General features: G+C 74.5%; 13 protein-coding genes. 2 read left to right on the top strand and 11 right to left on the bottom strand.

What is annotated here, in order from left to right; genetic code table 11:
• From BI06_RS09170 to pdhA, 3 genes are all read right to left on the bottom strand, one after another.
• On the bottom strand, positions 1-495 hold a 495-nt coding region (locus BI06_RS09170; protein WP_304440875.1), incomplete at its 3' end, for a biotin/lipoyl-containing protein.
• Positions 496-510: 15 nt separating this feature from the next.
• Positions 511-1,485, bottom strand: a complete 975-nt coding sequence (locus BI06_RS09175; RefSeq protein ID WP_030392470.1) for an alpha-ketoacid dehydrogenase subunit beta — start codon at positions 1,483-1,485, stop codon at positions 511-513.
• Positions 1,485-2,627 (bottom strand): pyruvate dehydrogenase (acetyl-transferring) E1 component subunit alpha, encoded by a 1,143-nt coding sequence (pdhA, locus tag BI06_RS09180; RefSeq protein ID WP_030392469.1) that lies wholly within the window; start codon positions 2,625-2,627, stop codon positions 1,485-1,487. The genes BI06_RS09175 and pdhA overlap by 1 nt, the downstream gene beginning before the upstream one ends.
• A 380-nt stretch (positions 2,628-3,007) precedes the next feature.
• Here pdhA and BI06_RS09185 point away from each other — a divergent pair, with 380 nt between their 5' ends.
• Together BI06_RS09185 and BI06_RS09190 are read left to right on the top strand one after the other, a co-directional pair.
• Positions 3,008-3,667 (top strand): response regulator transcription factor, encoded by a 660-nt coding sequence (locus tag BI06_RS09185; protein ID WP_030392468.1) that lies wholly within the window; start codon positions 3,008-3,010, stop codon positions 3,665-3,667.
• Positions 3,668-3,732: 65 nt separating this feature from the next.
• Positions 3,733-4,821 (top strand): phosphotransferase enzyme family protein, encoded by a 1,089-nt coding sequence (locus tag BI06_RS09190; RefSeq protein WP_082558387.1) that lies wholly within the window; start codon positions 3,733-3,735, stop codon positions 4,819-4,821.
• A 46-nt stretch (positions 4,822-4,867) separates the two neighbouring features.
• On the opposite strand, the gene BI06_RS09195 is transcribed toward BI06_RS09190, so the two are convergent.
• The 8 genes from BI06_RS09195 to BI06_RS09230 all read right to left on the bottom strand — a co-directional run.
• A complete protein-coding gene (locus tag BI06_RS09195; protein WP_063794940.1) occupies positions 4,868-6,697 on the bottom strand; it encodes a protein kinase in 1,830 nt (609 codons plus the stop codon).
• A 110-nt stretch (positions 6,698-6,807) separates the two neighbouring features.
• Positions 6,808-8,232, bottom strand: a complete 1,425-nt coding sequence (locus BI06_RS55080; RefSeq protein ID WP_063794941.1) for a protein kinase — start codon at positions 8,230-8,232, stop codon at positions 6,808-6,810.
• Between the two features lie 332 nt (positions 8,233-8,564).
• A complete protein-coding gene (locus BI06_RS09205; RefSeq protein ID WP_030392464.1) occupies positions 8,565-9,119 on the bottom strand; it encodes a bacterial proteasome activator family protein in 555 nt (184 codons plus the stop codon).
• Between the two features lie 291 nt (positions 9,120-9,410).
• Positions 9,411-10,361 (bottom strand): hypothetical protein, encoded by a 951-nt coding sequence (locus BI06_RS09210; protein WP_043466925.1) that lies wholly within the window; start codon positions 10,359-10,361, stop codon positions 9,411-9,413.
• Positions 10,362-10,511: 150 nt separating this feature from the next.
• Complete coding sequence (locus tag BI06_RS09215; RefSeq protein ID WP_043466928.1) at positions 10,512-11,489, bottom strand: NAD(P)H-quinone oxidoreductase; 978 nt, start codon at positions 11,487-11,489, stop codon at positions 10,512-10,514.
• A gap of 51 nt (positions 11,490-11,540) precedes the next feature.
• Complete coding sequence (locus BI06_RS09220; protein WP_030392461.1) at positions 11,541-12,104, bottom strand: YbaK/EbsC family protein; 564 nt, start codon at positions 12,102-12,104, stop codon at positions 11,541-11,543.
• A gap of 11 nt (positions 12,105-12,115) precedes the next feature.
• Positions 12,116-13,192 carry a potassium channel family protein gene (locus tag BI06_RS09225; RefSeq protein WP_199523262.1) on the bottom strand — a complete coding sequence of 359 codons (1,077 nt, stop codon included), beginning with the start codon at positions 13,190-13,192 and terminating at the stop codon, positions 12,116-12,118.
• The coding region (locus BI06_RS09230) for a molybdopterin molybdotransferase MoeA (protein ID WP_043466931.1) at positions 13,189-14,263 on the bottom strand (1,075 nt) is incomplete at its 5' end. The genes BI06_RS09225 and BI06_RS09230, both read right to left, overlap by 4 nt.

Raw genomic sequence — 14,263 nt, forward strand, 5'->3', positions numbered from 1 at the left:
CACCGGCACCGGGGCCGGGGCGACGACGGGCGCCGGAGCGGGCGCGGGGGCCGGCACGGTGGCCGCGGCGGTGGCCGTGACCGTGGTGCGCCGCGCCCGGCGCTGGCTGCCGCCGGTCCGCGGACCGTAGCCGACCAGCACCTCGCGCCGCTCGGGCTCGGGCGCCTCCGGGGCCTCGGCCACGGGGGCCGGGGCCGCGGCCGGGGCGACAGCGGCGGGGACGGGTGTCCCCGCGGCTCCGGCCACCGCGACCGAGATGATCGCGGTGCCGACGTCGACCGTCGCGCCCTCCGGGAAGAACAGCTGCTCGACGACCCCGGTGAACGGGATCGGCAGCTCCACGGCGGCCTTGGCGGTCTCCACCTCGCAGACGACCTGCCCGTCGGTGACGGTGTCACCGGGCTTGACGTACCAGCTGAGGATCTCGGCCTCGGTCAGGCCCTCGCCCACATCGGGCATCTTGAACTCGCGGAGCGAGCGAACTTCGGTGGTCATCAGCGCTCCCCGGGATCAGTACGCGAACGCGCGGTCGACGGCGTCGAGCACGCGGTCCAGGTCGGGGAGGAAGGACTCCTCGACCCGGGACGGCGGGTACGGCGCGTAGTAGCCGCCGACCCGCAGGATCGGCGCCTCCAGGTGGTAGAAGCAGCGCTCGGTGAGCCGGGCGGCCAGTTCCGCGCCCATGCCCAGGAACACCGGGGCCTCGTGCACCACGATGCCGCGCCCGGTCCGCTTGACGGACTCCTCCAGCGCGGCGAAGTCGACCGGGGTGAGCGAGCGGAGGTCGACGACCTCCAGCCGGCGGCCGTCCTCCTCGGCGGCCGCGGCGGCCTCCAGGCAGACCTTGACCATCGGCCCGTAGGCGATCAGCGTGGCGTCGGCACCGGGCCGGACGATCCGCGCGTCGTGCAGGCCCAGGTCGGCGGACTCGCCGACCTCGCCCTTGTCCCAGTAGCGGCGCTTGGGCTCCAGGAAGATCACCGGGTCGTCCGACTCGATGGCCTGGCGCAGCATCCAGTGCGCGTCGTGCGCGTTGGACGGGGTGACCACCCGCAGACCGGCGGTGTGGGCGAAGTACGCCTCGTGCGACTCGCTGTGGTGCTCGACCGCGCCGATGCCACCCGCGTAGGGGATGCGCACGGTGACCGGCATCTTGACGTGGCCCAGTGCGCGGGCGTGCATCTTGGCCAGCTGGGAGACGATCTGGTCGAAGGCCGGGTAGACGAAGCCGTCGAACTGGATCTCCACGACCGGGCGGTAGCCGCGCAGCGCGAGGCCGATCGCGGTGCCGACGATGCCGGACTCGGCGAGCGGAGTGTCGATCACCCGGTCCTCGCCGAAGTCCTTCTGCAGGCCGTCGGTGATCCGGAAGACGCCGCCGAGCTTGCCGATGTCCTCGCCCATCAGGACGGTCTTCGGGTCGCTCTCCAGCGACTTGCGCAGCGCCCCGTTGAGCGCCTTGGCGATGCTGAGCTGGCCGGCCATCAGTGGTTCTCCCCCGCCTCGAAGGAGGCCGCGTACTCGATGTACTCGGCCCGTTCCTCATCGACCAGCGCGTGCGGCTCCGCGTAGACGTGGTCGAAGATCAGGGTGGGGTCGGGGTCCGGCATGCTGCGCACGCCCTCGCGCACCCGCAGTCCGAGCTGCTCGCTCTCGGCCTCGATCGAGGCGAAGAACTCCTCGTCGGCCAGGCCCTCCTTCTCCAGGAGGGTGCGGAGCCGGGTGATCGGGTCCTTGGCCTTCCAGGCCTCGGTCTCGTCGGCCGCCCGGTAGCGGGTCGGGTCGTCGGAGGTGGTGTGCGCGCCCATCCGGTAGGTGAAGGCCTCGATCAGCACCGGGCCGTTGCCGGTGCGGGCGTGCTCCAGGGCCCAGCGGGTCACCGCGAGGCAGGCCAGCACGTCGTTGCCGTCGACCCGGATGCCCGGGAAGCCGAAGCCGGAGGCCCGGCGGTACAGCGGGATCTTGGTCTGGGTGGTGGTGGGCTCGGAGATCGCCCACTGGTTGTTCTGGCAGAAGAAGACCACCGGCGAGTTGTAGACCGAGGCGAAGGTGAAGGCCTCGTTGACGTCGCCCTGGCTGGAGGCGCCGTCGCCGAAGTACGCGATCACCGCGTCGTCGGCGCCGTCCTTGGTGATGCCCATCGCGTATCCGGTGGCGTGCAGGGTCTGCGCGCCGATCACGATGGTGTACAGGTGGAAGTTCTTCTCGTTCGGGTCCCAGCCGCCGTGGTTCACACCGCGGAACATGCCGAGCAGGTTCAGCGGGTCGACGTCGCGGCACCAGGCCACGCCGTGCTCGCGGTAGGTGGGGAAGGCGTAGTCGCCCGGTCGCATCGCGCGGCCGGAGCCGACCTGGGCGGCTTCCTGGCCCAGCAGCGAGGCCCACAGGCCCAGCTCGCCCTGGCGCTGCAGCGAGGTCGCCTCGGCGTCGAAGCGACGCACCAGCACCAGGTCACGGTAGAGGGCTCGGAGCTCGTCCGCCTCCACGGTGAGCGGGAAGTCCGGGTGCTCGACCCGCTCGCCTTCCGGGGTCAGCAGCTGTACGAGCTCCGGCTGGGCGTCCTTGGCCGTGGCGCGGACGCCGGGGGCAGCCTTCTTGCGGGCCCTCGCCGTGCTTTTGACGGTCACGTTCACTCCTCGGTCTGTCCGGCCGCCCGGGGTCGCCGGTGACCGGTCCGGTCACCGCCTCGCGGGGCGCGCGTGGGTGTGCGCACCCGCAGCGGGGCAGGTGGTGATCCTTTTCCGACGGCGTCCCTCACGAGAACGTTACCCAGCGTCCGTCCTCGACGCGTCTGCGCTAGGACGTCCTACTTGTTCGGGGTCTACAAACCGCGCGTGTGGCGCAGCTCTCAATTCGGTCGCGTTCAGGACACCAGCGCACGTTATCCGGGCGGAGGCTCCGGCGTAAGGGGGTTACCGGCATCGGTTTCGACCGCTCTGGCCGGATCGTGACCCCGGCGCGGTACGGGCGAGAGGTCTTTCGTAGGGTGATATGGGAGGCTTTGCGCGTGACTGATAACGGACAAATCACGGTATTCCTCCTCGACGACCACGAGGTGGTCCGCCGGGGTGTCCATGAACTCCTCTCCGTCGAGGAGGACATCGAGGTGGTCGGCGAGGCCGGCACCGCCGCCGAGGCGCTGACCAGGATCCCGGCCGTGCACCCCGATGTCGCGGTGCTCGACGTCCGACTGCCCGACGGCAACGGCGTCGAGGTCTGCCGGGAGATCCGCTCCCGGATGCCGGAGATCAAGTGCCTGATGCTGACCTCGTTCTCGGACGACGAGGCCCTGTTCGACTCGATCATGGCGGGTGCCTCCGGCTATGTGCTGAAGGCGATCCGCGGCACCGACCTGATCACCGCGGTCCGGGACGTCGCGGCCGGCAAGTCACTGCTCGACCCGGTCGCCACCAGCCGGGTGCTGGCCCGGCTGCGGGACGGCGGTGAGAAGGAGGACGAACGGCTCTCCCAGCTCACCAAGCAGGAGCGCCGCATCCTGGACCTGATCGGCGAAGGGATGACCAACCGTCAGATCGGCAATGAACTGCACCTCGCCGAAAAGACGGTGAAGAACTACGTCTCCAGTCTGCTCGCCAAGATGGGGATGGAGCGACGGACCCAGGCGGCGGCGTTCGTGGCGCGGCACCAGGCGGACCAGCAGCACTGATACGGGCACAGCACACAACTGACGACCTGTCAAGGACCCCCGCCGAGAGGTCCTAACCTCTGGCTGTGACTTTCAGCCAGACCCTTGCCTGTGCACCAGCCCGTCCCGACCTCACCGCACCCCCGATAGGAACGCTCAGCCCCCCCGTCCCCCACGCGGCGCTCGCCGAGGTCCTGCGCCGCTACCGGGTGGGCCGCCTGCTCACCGCCGAACCCGTCGCCGAAGGCCTGCTGAACCGCGGCTACCGGATCGCCACCGAGGCCGGCGGCTACTTCCTGAAGTGCTACGTCGACGCCGCGACCGCCGGCCGCGAGGCGGTCGCCGGCCACCACCGGGCGATGGCCGCCCTCGCCGCCCTGGGCCTGCCCGTCGAGCCCCCGCTCGCCCTCGCCGAACGGACCGGCACCATCGCCGCGTTCGGCGGCCGGCTGTTCGCCCTCTTCCCCTGGGTGGACGGCGGGCACCGCCACGGAACCGAACTGTCCCCGCCGCAGTGCGCCGAACTGGGCGCGCTGCTCGGCCGGCTGCACGGCGCCCTCGACGAGGTCTGCGCGCCCGTCGCACAACCCTCCGGCTACCGCAGCGCCGATCCGCTCGACAGCTCCGCGCTCGCCCACGACCTGCGCGAACGGGCCCGCGAGCACCACCCCCGCGACGAACTGGACGCGCTGGTCGAGCGCCGGCTCGGCGAACGGCTGGAGCTGCTCGCCGAGCACGCCCACCGGCGTCCCGCCCCGGGGGCCGCCCCGCCCACCGGCTGGACCCACGGCGACTTCCACGGGCTGAACCTGCTGCACCGGGACGGACGGATCGCGGCCGTCCTGGACTGGGACAAGCTCGGGCGGCAGCCGCGCGCCGAGGAGGCCGTCCGCGCGGCCACCCTGGTCCTCAACGACCGCGCCACCGGGGTGCTGGACCTCGTCCGGGTCCGGCACTGGTCCCAGGCCTACCGGGCCACCGGGGCCGCCACCGCCGAGCACCTGGCCGCCGCGACCCACCGGGTCTGGTGGGAGCGGCTGAACGACTTCTGGATGCTCCAGTGGCGCTACCAGCGGGGCGACCACCGGGCCGACCCGCTCTACCCCGCCTCGGCGGGCCAGCTGGCGTGGTGGTGCCAGGAGTACGAGCAGGTCCTGGACGCCTTCGCCAACTGAACCGACGGCCGGCCGTTCCCCGACGGGGAACGGCCGGCCGGATCCGTCAGGGAACGACCGGAGTGGCCGACGGCGGCTTCGGGACGGTGCCGCCGGCAGCGCCCCCGGCACCGCCCCCGGCCGGCGGCGTCTGGCTGCCACCGCCGGTCGGCGGCGGGTTGGTCGCCGGCGGGGCCGTGGCCGGGGGCGTCGTCGCGCCACCGCCGCCCGTCCCCGTGGTCGGGGTGTTGGTCGGCGGGGCGGTGGCCGTCCCGGTCGCCGAGGTGCTCGGGGTCGCCGTCTTGCTGCCGGTACTGCTCGGCGTCGCCGCCGGGCTGGTCGTGTGCTTGCCCGTCGGCTGGCTCGGCGGCTGGGTCTGGTTGCCGCCGTTGTTGCTGGTGTCGGTCTGCTGCGGCTGCTGCGGACGACGCGAGTTCTGCCCGGCCGGGGGCGTGGTCGTGGTCGCACCGGAACTGGGCGTGGTCGCCTCCGGCGCCGTCGACACCACCCCGGTGGTCGGGCCGAGGTCGCTCGGCTTCCCGCCGCCACCGCCGTTGTCGTTGCCGCTCAGCGCCATGGCGATGCCCACGCTGGCCGCGACGGCCACCGCCACGACGGCGGCCACCCAGCGCCACGGACCGCGCCGGCCGCCGCCACCGCGCCCGTGCCCACCGCCGTGCCCGTCGTCCGAGCCGTCGCCGCCGCCGCCGTAGGGCGGGTAGGCGGAGGAGGGCGTGTGCGGGCCGCCCGGCACCTGGTACGGCAGCATCGCCGTCGGGTCGCCAGGGACACCCGCCCCGAGCACCGCCGTCTCGTCCACGCCCAGCGGCGGCATCCCGCCGTGGCCCTGGCCGGCCGCGGCCAGCCCGGCCGTCGCGCCGAGCGGCCAGCCGCCGGTGCCTCCGGTCAGCTCGCGCAGCGCGTGCTCGATGTGCGCGCGGAACTCGTCCGCGTCCTGGAAGCGGTCGTCCGGGTTCTTCGCGAGCGAGCGCAGCACCAGGTGGTCCAGGCCGGCCGGGACCCGCGGATTGGCCTGCGAGGGCGGCACCGGCATGTCCTGCACGTGCTGGTAGACCACCGACAGCGGGGTGTCGCCGGTGAACGGCGGGCGCAGCGCCAGCAGTTCGTAGAGCATGCAGCCGGCCGCGTACAGGTCGGAGCGGTGGTCGACCGGCTTGCCGAGCGCCTGCTCCGGCGAGAGGTACTGCGGGGTGCCCATGACCATGCCGGTCTGGGTCATGGTCGAGGCCGTGCCGGTGAGCGCCCGGGCGATGCCGAAGTCCATCACCTTGACCGCGCCGGTGGTCGTGATGATCACGTTGGCCGGCTTGATGTCACGGTGCACGATGCCGTGCCGGTGGCTGTAGGCGAGCGCCTCCAGCACCCCGGCGATGATGATCAGCGCCTGGTCGACCGGCGGCTCCTCCTCGTCGACCAGCAGCTCGCGGACGGTCCGGCCCTCGACCAGCTCCATCACGATGTACGGCGTCGACTCCTCGCCGACGTACTCCTCGCCGGTGTCGTACACCGCGACGATCGCGTGGTGGTTGAGCGCCGCGACGGCGTGCGCCTCCCTGGTGAAGCGGAGCCGGGCGATCTCGTCCTGGGCCAGTTCACCGCGGAGCAGCTTCACCGCGACGGTCCGCCCGAGCCGGACGTCCTGGGCGGCGAGCACCTCGGCCATGCCGCCCCGGCCGAGCCGGTGGGTCAGCCGGTAGCGGCCGTCACCGACCGTGCCCAGCGGGGCGGCGGTGCCCCGGCCGGGCGTCTGCGGGGCGCCGTACGGCGGGAGCGCGCTCGTGGCGGCGTCGCCACCCGGCTCCGGCATCCTGGGGGCCCCGCCGCCCGGACCGGTCGCCCAGGCCCCGTCGTCGTCCGGATGCTGCGTCTGTGCCATCGCTCCTCGCCCCGGGCCTTCGCTCGGATCGCGGTGCCCTGTCGCTCGTGTCCCCGAACGCTACCGCCTCCGGCGGACCCCCGGAGCACGCGTGTTCCGGGCAGAACCCGTCAGAGCAGGCCATTCCGGTCGGCCCGGCCGTCCGGTCCCGGTGCCGTGACCACCGCGCTCGAGACGCCCCGCGCCCCGTCCTTCGACTGGCCCTCGGCCCGGTTGACCACGATCGCGATGATGATGACCGCCAGCACGATCACACCGACGATGATGCCGATGATCACCAGGGCGGTCGAGCAGCCACCGCTGTTCGACGCGGGCACCGGCTGCGGCTGGAACGGCGGCGCCGGCATCGGGTGCGGCGGCGGGGTGTGCGCCTGCTGCGGGAAGGGCTGCGGCGTGTGCGGGGCCTGGAACACCGGCGGCGGCGTCTGGAACGGCTGCGGCTGCGGGAAGGGCTGCGGCGTGTGCGGGGCCTGGAACACCGGCGGCGGCGTCTGGAACTGCGGCTGCGCGTGCGGCTGGAACGGCTGCGGCTGCATGGGCTGCATGGGCTGGAACGGCTGCGGGGTCTGCGGTGCCTGCGGCGCGGCGTGCACCGACCGCGGACCGTCGGTGATCACCAGCGGGTTGCTGGCCGCCAGCGGGCTGCCGCCGCCCTTGCCGGCCGAGAGCAGCCGCTCGGCCTCGTCCCGCATCGCCGCCGCGCTCGCGAAGCGGTGCGCCGGGTCCTTGCGCAGCGCCGTCGCGACGAACCCGTCGACTGCCGGGGCCAGCCGCGGGTTGAGCGTGGACGGCGCCGGCGGCTCCTCCTGGACGTGCTTGTACGCGATCGAGAAGGCCGAGTCGCCGTCGAAGACCAGCTGGCCGGTGATCATCTCGAAGAGCATCACGCCGACCGAGTAGAGGTCGGAGCGGGCGTCCACCGGCTTGCCCAGCGCCTGCTCGGGCGAGAGGTACTGCGGGGTGCCGACCACCATGCCGGTCTGGGTCATCGAGGTGACCCCGCTCTCCAGCGCGCGGGCGATGCCGAAGTCCATGACCTTGACGTTGCCCTTGCGGTCGAACATGACGTTGCCGGGCTTGATGTCACGGTGCACCAGGCCCATGTCGTGCGAGGCCTCCAGTGCGTTCAGCACACCGATGGTGACCCGCAGCGCCTCCTCGACCGGCATCGCGCCGTGCTGGCCGACCGCCTCGTTGATGGCGTCCCGCAGGCCCTTGCCGTCGATCAGCTGCATCACGATGTACGGCGTGCTGGAGCCGTCCTGGGCGATGTCCTCGCCGCTGTCGTAGACGGTGACGATGTTCGGGTGCTCCAGCCGGGCCACCGCCTGGGCCTCGCGGCGGAACCGCTCCTTGAACGAGTCGTCCCGGCCCAGCTCGGCGTGCATGCTCTTCAGCGCGACCTGCCGGTCCAGCACGCTGTCGTAGGCGAGGTGGACCGAGGCCATACCGCCCTCGCCCAGCACCCGCTGCAGCACGTACCGCCCGTTGCCCAGGGAGTAGCCCTCGGCCGCCGCGTTGCCGTGCTCGCTCATGGTCCTCTGCTCCCCCTCGGTGCGGCCGTACCGCCGCGACCGTGACATTCGGTCTCGTCCGTGCGTGTTTCCGGGCCCGGCCCGCTGGCCTGCCCGACCCCTGTCGCGACGCTCGCCCGGACTGCGACAGGGGGTCAGGGTATCGGCTCGCGGGGACACCGACCGGCCCAGGGCCGACACTGTGTCCAGGTCGCGACCCGGTACCGGTCGGTAGTGCTCGCGCCGCCGGCGCGGCCGGCCGCGCCCCGTGCCGCGCCGCCCCGGCGGGGCCGTGGCGGTACGGGTACGGCCGACGTCCACAGGTGGGCGGACGCCCACGCGTGGAAGGACCGCTACAGGTAGGGACCGGAGCGGATGCCGCGGCCCTCGCCCGGCTCGTCCCCCTCCGGCTCCCCGCCGTGCAGACCGGGCGGCAGCGCCCGCCGCATCTGCTCCAGCTGCGCCCTGGCCGCCATCTGCTGCGCGAACAGCGCGGTCTGGATGCCGTGGAACAGGCCCTCCAGCCATCCCACCAGCTGCGCCTGGGCGATCCGCAGCTCGGCCTCGGTCGGGATCGAGTCCTCGGTGAACGGGAGCGACAGCCGCTCCAGCTCGGCCACCAGCTCGGGAGCCAGGCCCAGCTCCAGCTCCTTGATCGAGCTGGCGTGGATGTCCTTCAGCCGCGCCCGGCTGGCCTCGTCGAGGGGAGCAGCCCGGACCTCCTCCAGCAACTGCTTGATCATGCTGCCGATCCGCATGACCTTGGCGGGCTGTTCGACCATCTCGGTCACCGGCAGTTCACGCGGACCGTCGCCGTCGTCCCCCATCGGGCCGGTCGCCGAACCCACCGGCAGCCCGTCCGGTCCGACGATCAGCACCTTCTGGCCGTCCTGCGGCTGCCCGCCCATGGCCTGGTGGAACTCCTGCGACGAGTACTCGTTCATCGGATTCGTCATGAACCACATTCTCCCTCACTGGGGTTGCCGGGGAGGAGGCCCCCGACCGACCCGCCCCGCCCCGCCCGCCGCCGGTGCCGCGACCAGCCGCCCGCCCGCACCGGGAACGACGCTACGCCCGGGGGCGGGGCCGCGGTATCCGTACGGATACTCAGTTCGCCCCCGGATCCGGAGCACCGGGGGCGGCCCCGTTCCGAGCGCCGGGCGGCCCACGTCCGACCGCCGGGACGCGGTCGGTGGCGGTCAGTGCCGGCGCAGCCGCAGCCCGATCAGGCCCAGCCCGCAGCCGATCAGGCCCAGACCGGCACCCAGCGGCAGCTGGCGGGTGGCGGCGTCGTCCCAGCGGGTGGGCAGCAGGGCCGGGCCGACCAGCACGGCCTGCGGCCCGGGCCGGCCGAGTGCCAGGGTCTCGCCGCCGGAGCCGTCCTCCGGCGCGGCCGACTCCACCGCGCCGTCGGCACCCCCGGCCGCCGGGCCCGGGGCGGCGTCCGCGCCGGTGGCGGAAGGCTGCTCCGGCGCCTGCTCGGCCGCCTGCGCCCGGCCCAGGTCCGGCGCCCCCTCGGGGGCCGACCCGGTGCGCTCGGGCGCCGAGGCGGGACGGTGGCGGCCGTGGCGCTGCTCCCGGTCGGCCCAGGAGGGACCGGGACGGACCCGGCCGACCGCCTGCCACGCCACCGCGGTGGCGGCCGGGACGGCCGCGGACGGCGGCACCGGGGCGGCCGGCTCCGGGGAGGAGGGCCCGGGCACGGTCGGCTCGGGGGAGGGCTCGGCGGGGAAGGGCTCGGACGCGGTCGGTTCGGCGGGGGTCTCCGCGACGGCCGTCGGCTCCGGCTCGGCACCGGCGGACGGCTGTTCCGGCTCCTGCTGCGGATCAGGCACCGGTTCCTGCTGCGGCTCCGGCTCCGGGGAAGCCACCGGGGAGAACCCGTCCGAGGGCGCCGCCGAACCGGACGGCGCCGGGGTCGCCGGCTGCTCCGACGCTTCGGGGGCGGCGGCCCGGACGGGAACGGCACCGACGGCACCGGCCGGCGCGCCCGGCAGGGCGATCGCGGCCGGCCCGAGCACCAGCGGCACGGCGAGCCCGAGCACCGCCACCGCGAGCAGCCGCCGGCCGGTGCGGCGGTGGGAAGGGTGCGGCGGCAGGGCCGCGGGCAGCGGCCCGAGGAACGCGGACGAGGGTGCGGGTGCGGGCACGGTCGAGGTCCTTCCGCGACGGCCGACCGCGCTGGGCGGGGTCGGCGGCGGGACAGCTCCCGTCCAGACTCACACAGTCCGACATTCCGGGCATGTCGTACGGCGGGCCCGGGCGGCCGCCAGGCCCCCGGACCCGCCCGACCCGCGGCCTCAGACCTTCAGGACCACCTTGCCGACCTGCGCCCCGGCCTCCAGCACCCGGTGCGCCTCGGCCGCCTCCGCCAGCGGCAGCACCCGGTAGACCACCGGCCGCACCACGCCCGACTCGACCAGCGGCCAGACGTGCTCGCGCACCGCCGCCACGATCGCCGCCTTCTCGGCCAGCGGCCGCCCGCGCAGATTGGTCGCGATCACCGCGGCGCGCTTGCGCAGCAGGGTGTTGAGATTCAGCTCGCCCTGCACCCCGCCCTGCAGCCCGATGATCACCAGCCGCCCGTTGACCGCCAGCGCGTCCACGTTCCGCGACAGGTACTTGGCGCCCATGATGTCCAGGATCACGTCCGCCCCGGCCCCGCCGGTGGCCTCCCCGAGCACCTCGACGAAGTCCTGCTCGCGGTAGTCGATCAGCACGTCGGCGCCCAGTTCGGCGCAGCGGGCCAGCTTCTCGGGGCCGCCCGCCGTCACGGCGACCCGGGCGCCGACGGCCTTGGCCAGCTGGATCGCCATCGTCCCGATGCCGCTCGCGCCGCCGTGCACCAGCACCGTCTCGCCGGGGCGCAGCCGCGCGGTGAGGAAGACGTTGGACCACACCGTGCAGACCACCTCCGGCAGCGCGGCGGCCTGTTCCGCGGTCAACCCCTTCGGCACCGGGAGCAGTTGGCCGACCGGCACCGCGACCCGCTCCGCGTAGCCGCCGCCGACCAGCAGCGCGCACACCTCGTCACCGACCGCCCAGCCGGCCACCCCGGGCCCCAGCGCGGCGATCCGGCCCGCGCACTCCAGGCCCGGATAGCGCGGACTGCCCGGCGGCGGTTCGTAGAAGCCCTGCCGCTGGAGCAGGTCGGCGCGGTTGACGGCGGTGGCCGCCACCTCGACCAGGACCTCGCCCTCCCCGGGCACCGGGTCCGGCACCTCCGCCCAGCGCAGCGCCTCGGGCCCGCCGGGTTCAGGAATCGTCATCGCATGCATGGACCCGACGCTACTGCGACCCGGCGGCCGGAGGACGGGCCGACCCGCCTGTCAGCCGGCCAGCTCCGGGAGCACCACCGCTCCGGGCAGCGCGGCCGCCGCCCGGCCCGGCAGGATCAGCTTGCCCCGCCGCCGCCCGCTGCCCACCAGGACGAACGGGGCCGCCGCGACCGCCGCGTCGACCAGCAGCGGCCAGCCCGCCGGAAGCCCGACCGGGGTGATCCCGCCGTACTCCATGCCGGTCGCCCCGACCGCGGCGTCCATCGGGGCGAACGAGGCCTTGCGGGCGTCCAGGTGCTTGCGGACGGCCCGGTTGACGTCGACCCGGGTGGTCGCCAGCGCCAGGCATGCGGCCATGGTGGTCTCCCCGCCGCGCCGGGCGGCGACCACCACGCAGTTCGCCGAGGCCTCCAGCGGCACCTCGTAGGTCTCGCAGAAGACGGCGGTGTCGGCCTTCTCCGGGTCGGTCTCGACGTAGAGCACCGAACCGGCGGCCTCCCGGTCCGGCCAGGCCGCCAGTGCCTCGGCCACCGGGGCCGCCAGCCGGTCGGCCACCTCCAGCGCGGTGGCGTGGAACTCGAAGGCGCCGAAGGGGAGCGGTGGTTGATCACTCATGACGGACGACCCTACGCCTGGGCGGCCGACTTGATGACGATCACCCGGTCCGTGAGTTGCAGGGTCTGCGCCTCCGGCTCGGTGTAGTTGATCACCCTTCGGCCGCGGACCACCGCGACCACCAGGTCCTCGCACTCGCGCGGGCTGTGCCCGGCCTCGGCCCGGGTGACCGGGCGCTCGACCACGTCCAGGCCGTCGCCGTAGGTGAGCAGGTCCTCCATCACCGCGCCGGTGTGCGGGCTGAGCATCGACATGCCGAGCAGCCGGCCCGCCGCGCTGGAGCTGGTCACCACCACGTCGGCGCCGCTCTGCCGCAGCAGCGGGGCGTTCTCGTCCTCGCGCACCGCCGCCACGACGGTGGCCGTGCGGGTGAGCTGGCGGGCGGTCAGGGTGATCAGGGCGGCGGTGTCGTCCCGCTCCGGCGCCACCACCACCCGGGCGGCGGTGGGGAGTCCGGCCCGCAGCAGGGTGTCGGTCCTGGTGGCGTCGCCGAGCACGGCCACCAGACCGTGCTGGGCCGCCTGGTCGACCGCCTTGCGCTGCGGGTCGACCACCACGATCTCCTCCTTGCGCACCCCCTGCAGGATCAGGGTGTCGATCGCGCTGCGGCCCTTGGTGCCGTAGCCGATCACGACGGTGTGCTCGCGCACGGTGGACCTCCATCGGTTCAACCGCCACTGCTGACGGGTGCGTTCGGTGAGCACCTCCAGGGTGGTGCCGACCAGGATGATCAGGAACAGCACCCGCAGCGGGGTGATCACGAAGATGTTGGTGAGCCGGGCGGTGTCGCTGTACGGGGTGATGTCGCCGTAGCCCGTGGTGGAGAGCGTCACCGTGGCGTAGTAGGCCGAGTCCAGCAGGCTCACCCCGCCCCCGGCGTTGTCGTTGTAGCCCTCGTGGTCCACCCAGACGATCAGCGTCGTGGCCACCAGCACCGCCAGGGCCAGCAGCAGCCGGAAGCCGACCTGCCGCAGAGCCGGGGCGCTGCGCCGGGCGGGCAGCACGATCCCGGCGTCCGCCCAGGGCTCCGCCTCCGCCGCGGCCCGGCCGGAGAAGCGGCCGAACCCCCGTCCGCCGCCGGTGCTCACGGCGCCTCCAGCAGTTCGACCGCGGCACCGGCCGCCGCGCCGCCCGGCGGCACCACGGCGAGCGCCTCCGCCAGCGCGATCCCGCGCAGCATCGCCGGTCCGTCGTAGGGGAGTTGGACCACCCCGTGGGCGGTCCGCCGGACCGGCAGCAGCCGGGTGTCCACCGGGTGTCCGGGCAGGGCGGCGACGGCCACGGCCCGGACCGGTTCGCCGGGGCCGCGCCCGGCCAGCGCGTGCAGCAGCGGCAGGGCGAGGGTGACCGCCCCCGCGACCGCGGCCAGCGGATTGCCCGGCAGACCCACCAGATGACGCCCGCCGGGCAGTTCGGCCAGCAGCATCGGATGGCCGGGGCGGACGGCGACCCCGTCCACCAGCAGCCGGGCGCCGACCTCGGCGAGCGCCCGGTGCAGGAAGTCCACCGGACCGGCCGCCGTCCCTCCGGTGGTGACCACCACGTCGGCGGTGGAGTGCCGCAGCGCGTCCCTGAGCAGTCCGAAGTCGTCACGGACGGCGCGCGGTTCGCCGGTCTCCGCGCCGGCCGCCCGCAGCCACGGCGGCAGCAGCGGACCGAGTGCGTCCCGGACCAGGCCGGGTCGGGGCAGGCCGGAGCCGAGCAGTTCGTCGCCGAGCACCAGCAGCTCCACCACCGGGCGCCGGTGCACGGCCAGCAGGTCGTGGCCGCCGGCCGCGGCCAGGCCGAGCACGGCCGGACCGATCCTGGTCCCGGCCGGGAGCAGTTGCTCGCCGCGCCGGCACTCCTGGCCGCGCGGGCGGACGTCCTGGCCGGTGGTCAGCGCGCCGGGGACGCGCTCGCGCAGCAGCGGGCCGTCCGGTTCCCCGTGTTCGCGGCGGAGCACGGCGGTGGCGCCCGGGGGGAGCTGGGCGCCGGTGGCGATCTCGACGGCGGCGCCGTCGGCCAGCGGGCCGTCCGCGGGGCGCCCGGCCAGCAGTCGGCCGGACACCCGCCAGGGGCCGGGCCCGGCCACCGCCCAGCCGTCCATCGCCGAGGTGTCGAAGGCGGGCAGGTCGGTGAGCGCGGTCAGCGGCTCGGCGAGGGTGCGGCCGAGCGCC

It is taken from the genome of Kitasatospora sp. MBT66, from assembly GCF_000710405.2.
GTDB lineage: Bacteria > Actinomycetota > Actinomycetes > Streptomycetales > Streptomycetaceae > Kitasatospora > Kitasatospora purpeofusca.

Excerpts from the sequence above, each read along its gene's own strand:
- BI06_RS55080 (WP_063794941.1), bottom strand. The coding sequence starts at position 8,232 with ATGAGCGAGCACGGCAACGCGGCGGCCGAGGGCTACTCCCTGGGCAAC.
- BI06_RS09220 (WP_030392461.1), bottom strand. The coding sequence starts at position 12,104 with ATGAGTGATCAACCACCGCTCCCCTTCGGCGCCTTCGAGTTCCACGCC.
- BI06_RS09205 (WP_030392464.1), bottom strand. The coding sequence starts at position 9,119 with ATGGGCGGGCAGCCGCAGGACGGCCAGAAGGTGCTGATCGTCGGACCG.
- BI06_RS09215 (WP_043466928.1), bottom strand. The coding sequence starts at position 11,489 with ATGCATGCGATGACGATTCCTGAACCCGGCGGGCCCGAGGCGCTGCGC.
- BI06_RS09195 (WP_063794940.1), bottom strand. The coding sequence starts at position 6,697 with ATGGCACAGACGCAGCATCCGGACGACGACGGGGCCTGGGCGACCGGT.
- BI06_RS09175 (WP_030392470.1), bottom strand. The coding sequence starts at position 1,485 with ATGGCCGGCCAGCTCAGCATCGCCAAGGCGCTCAACGGGGCGCTGCGC.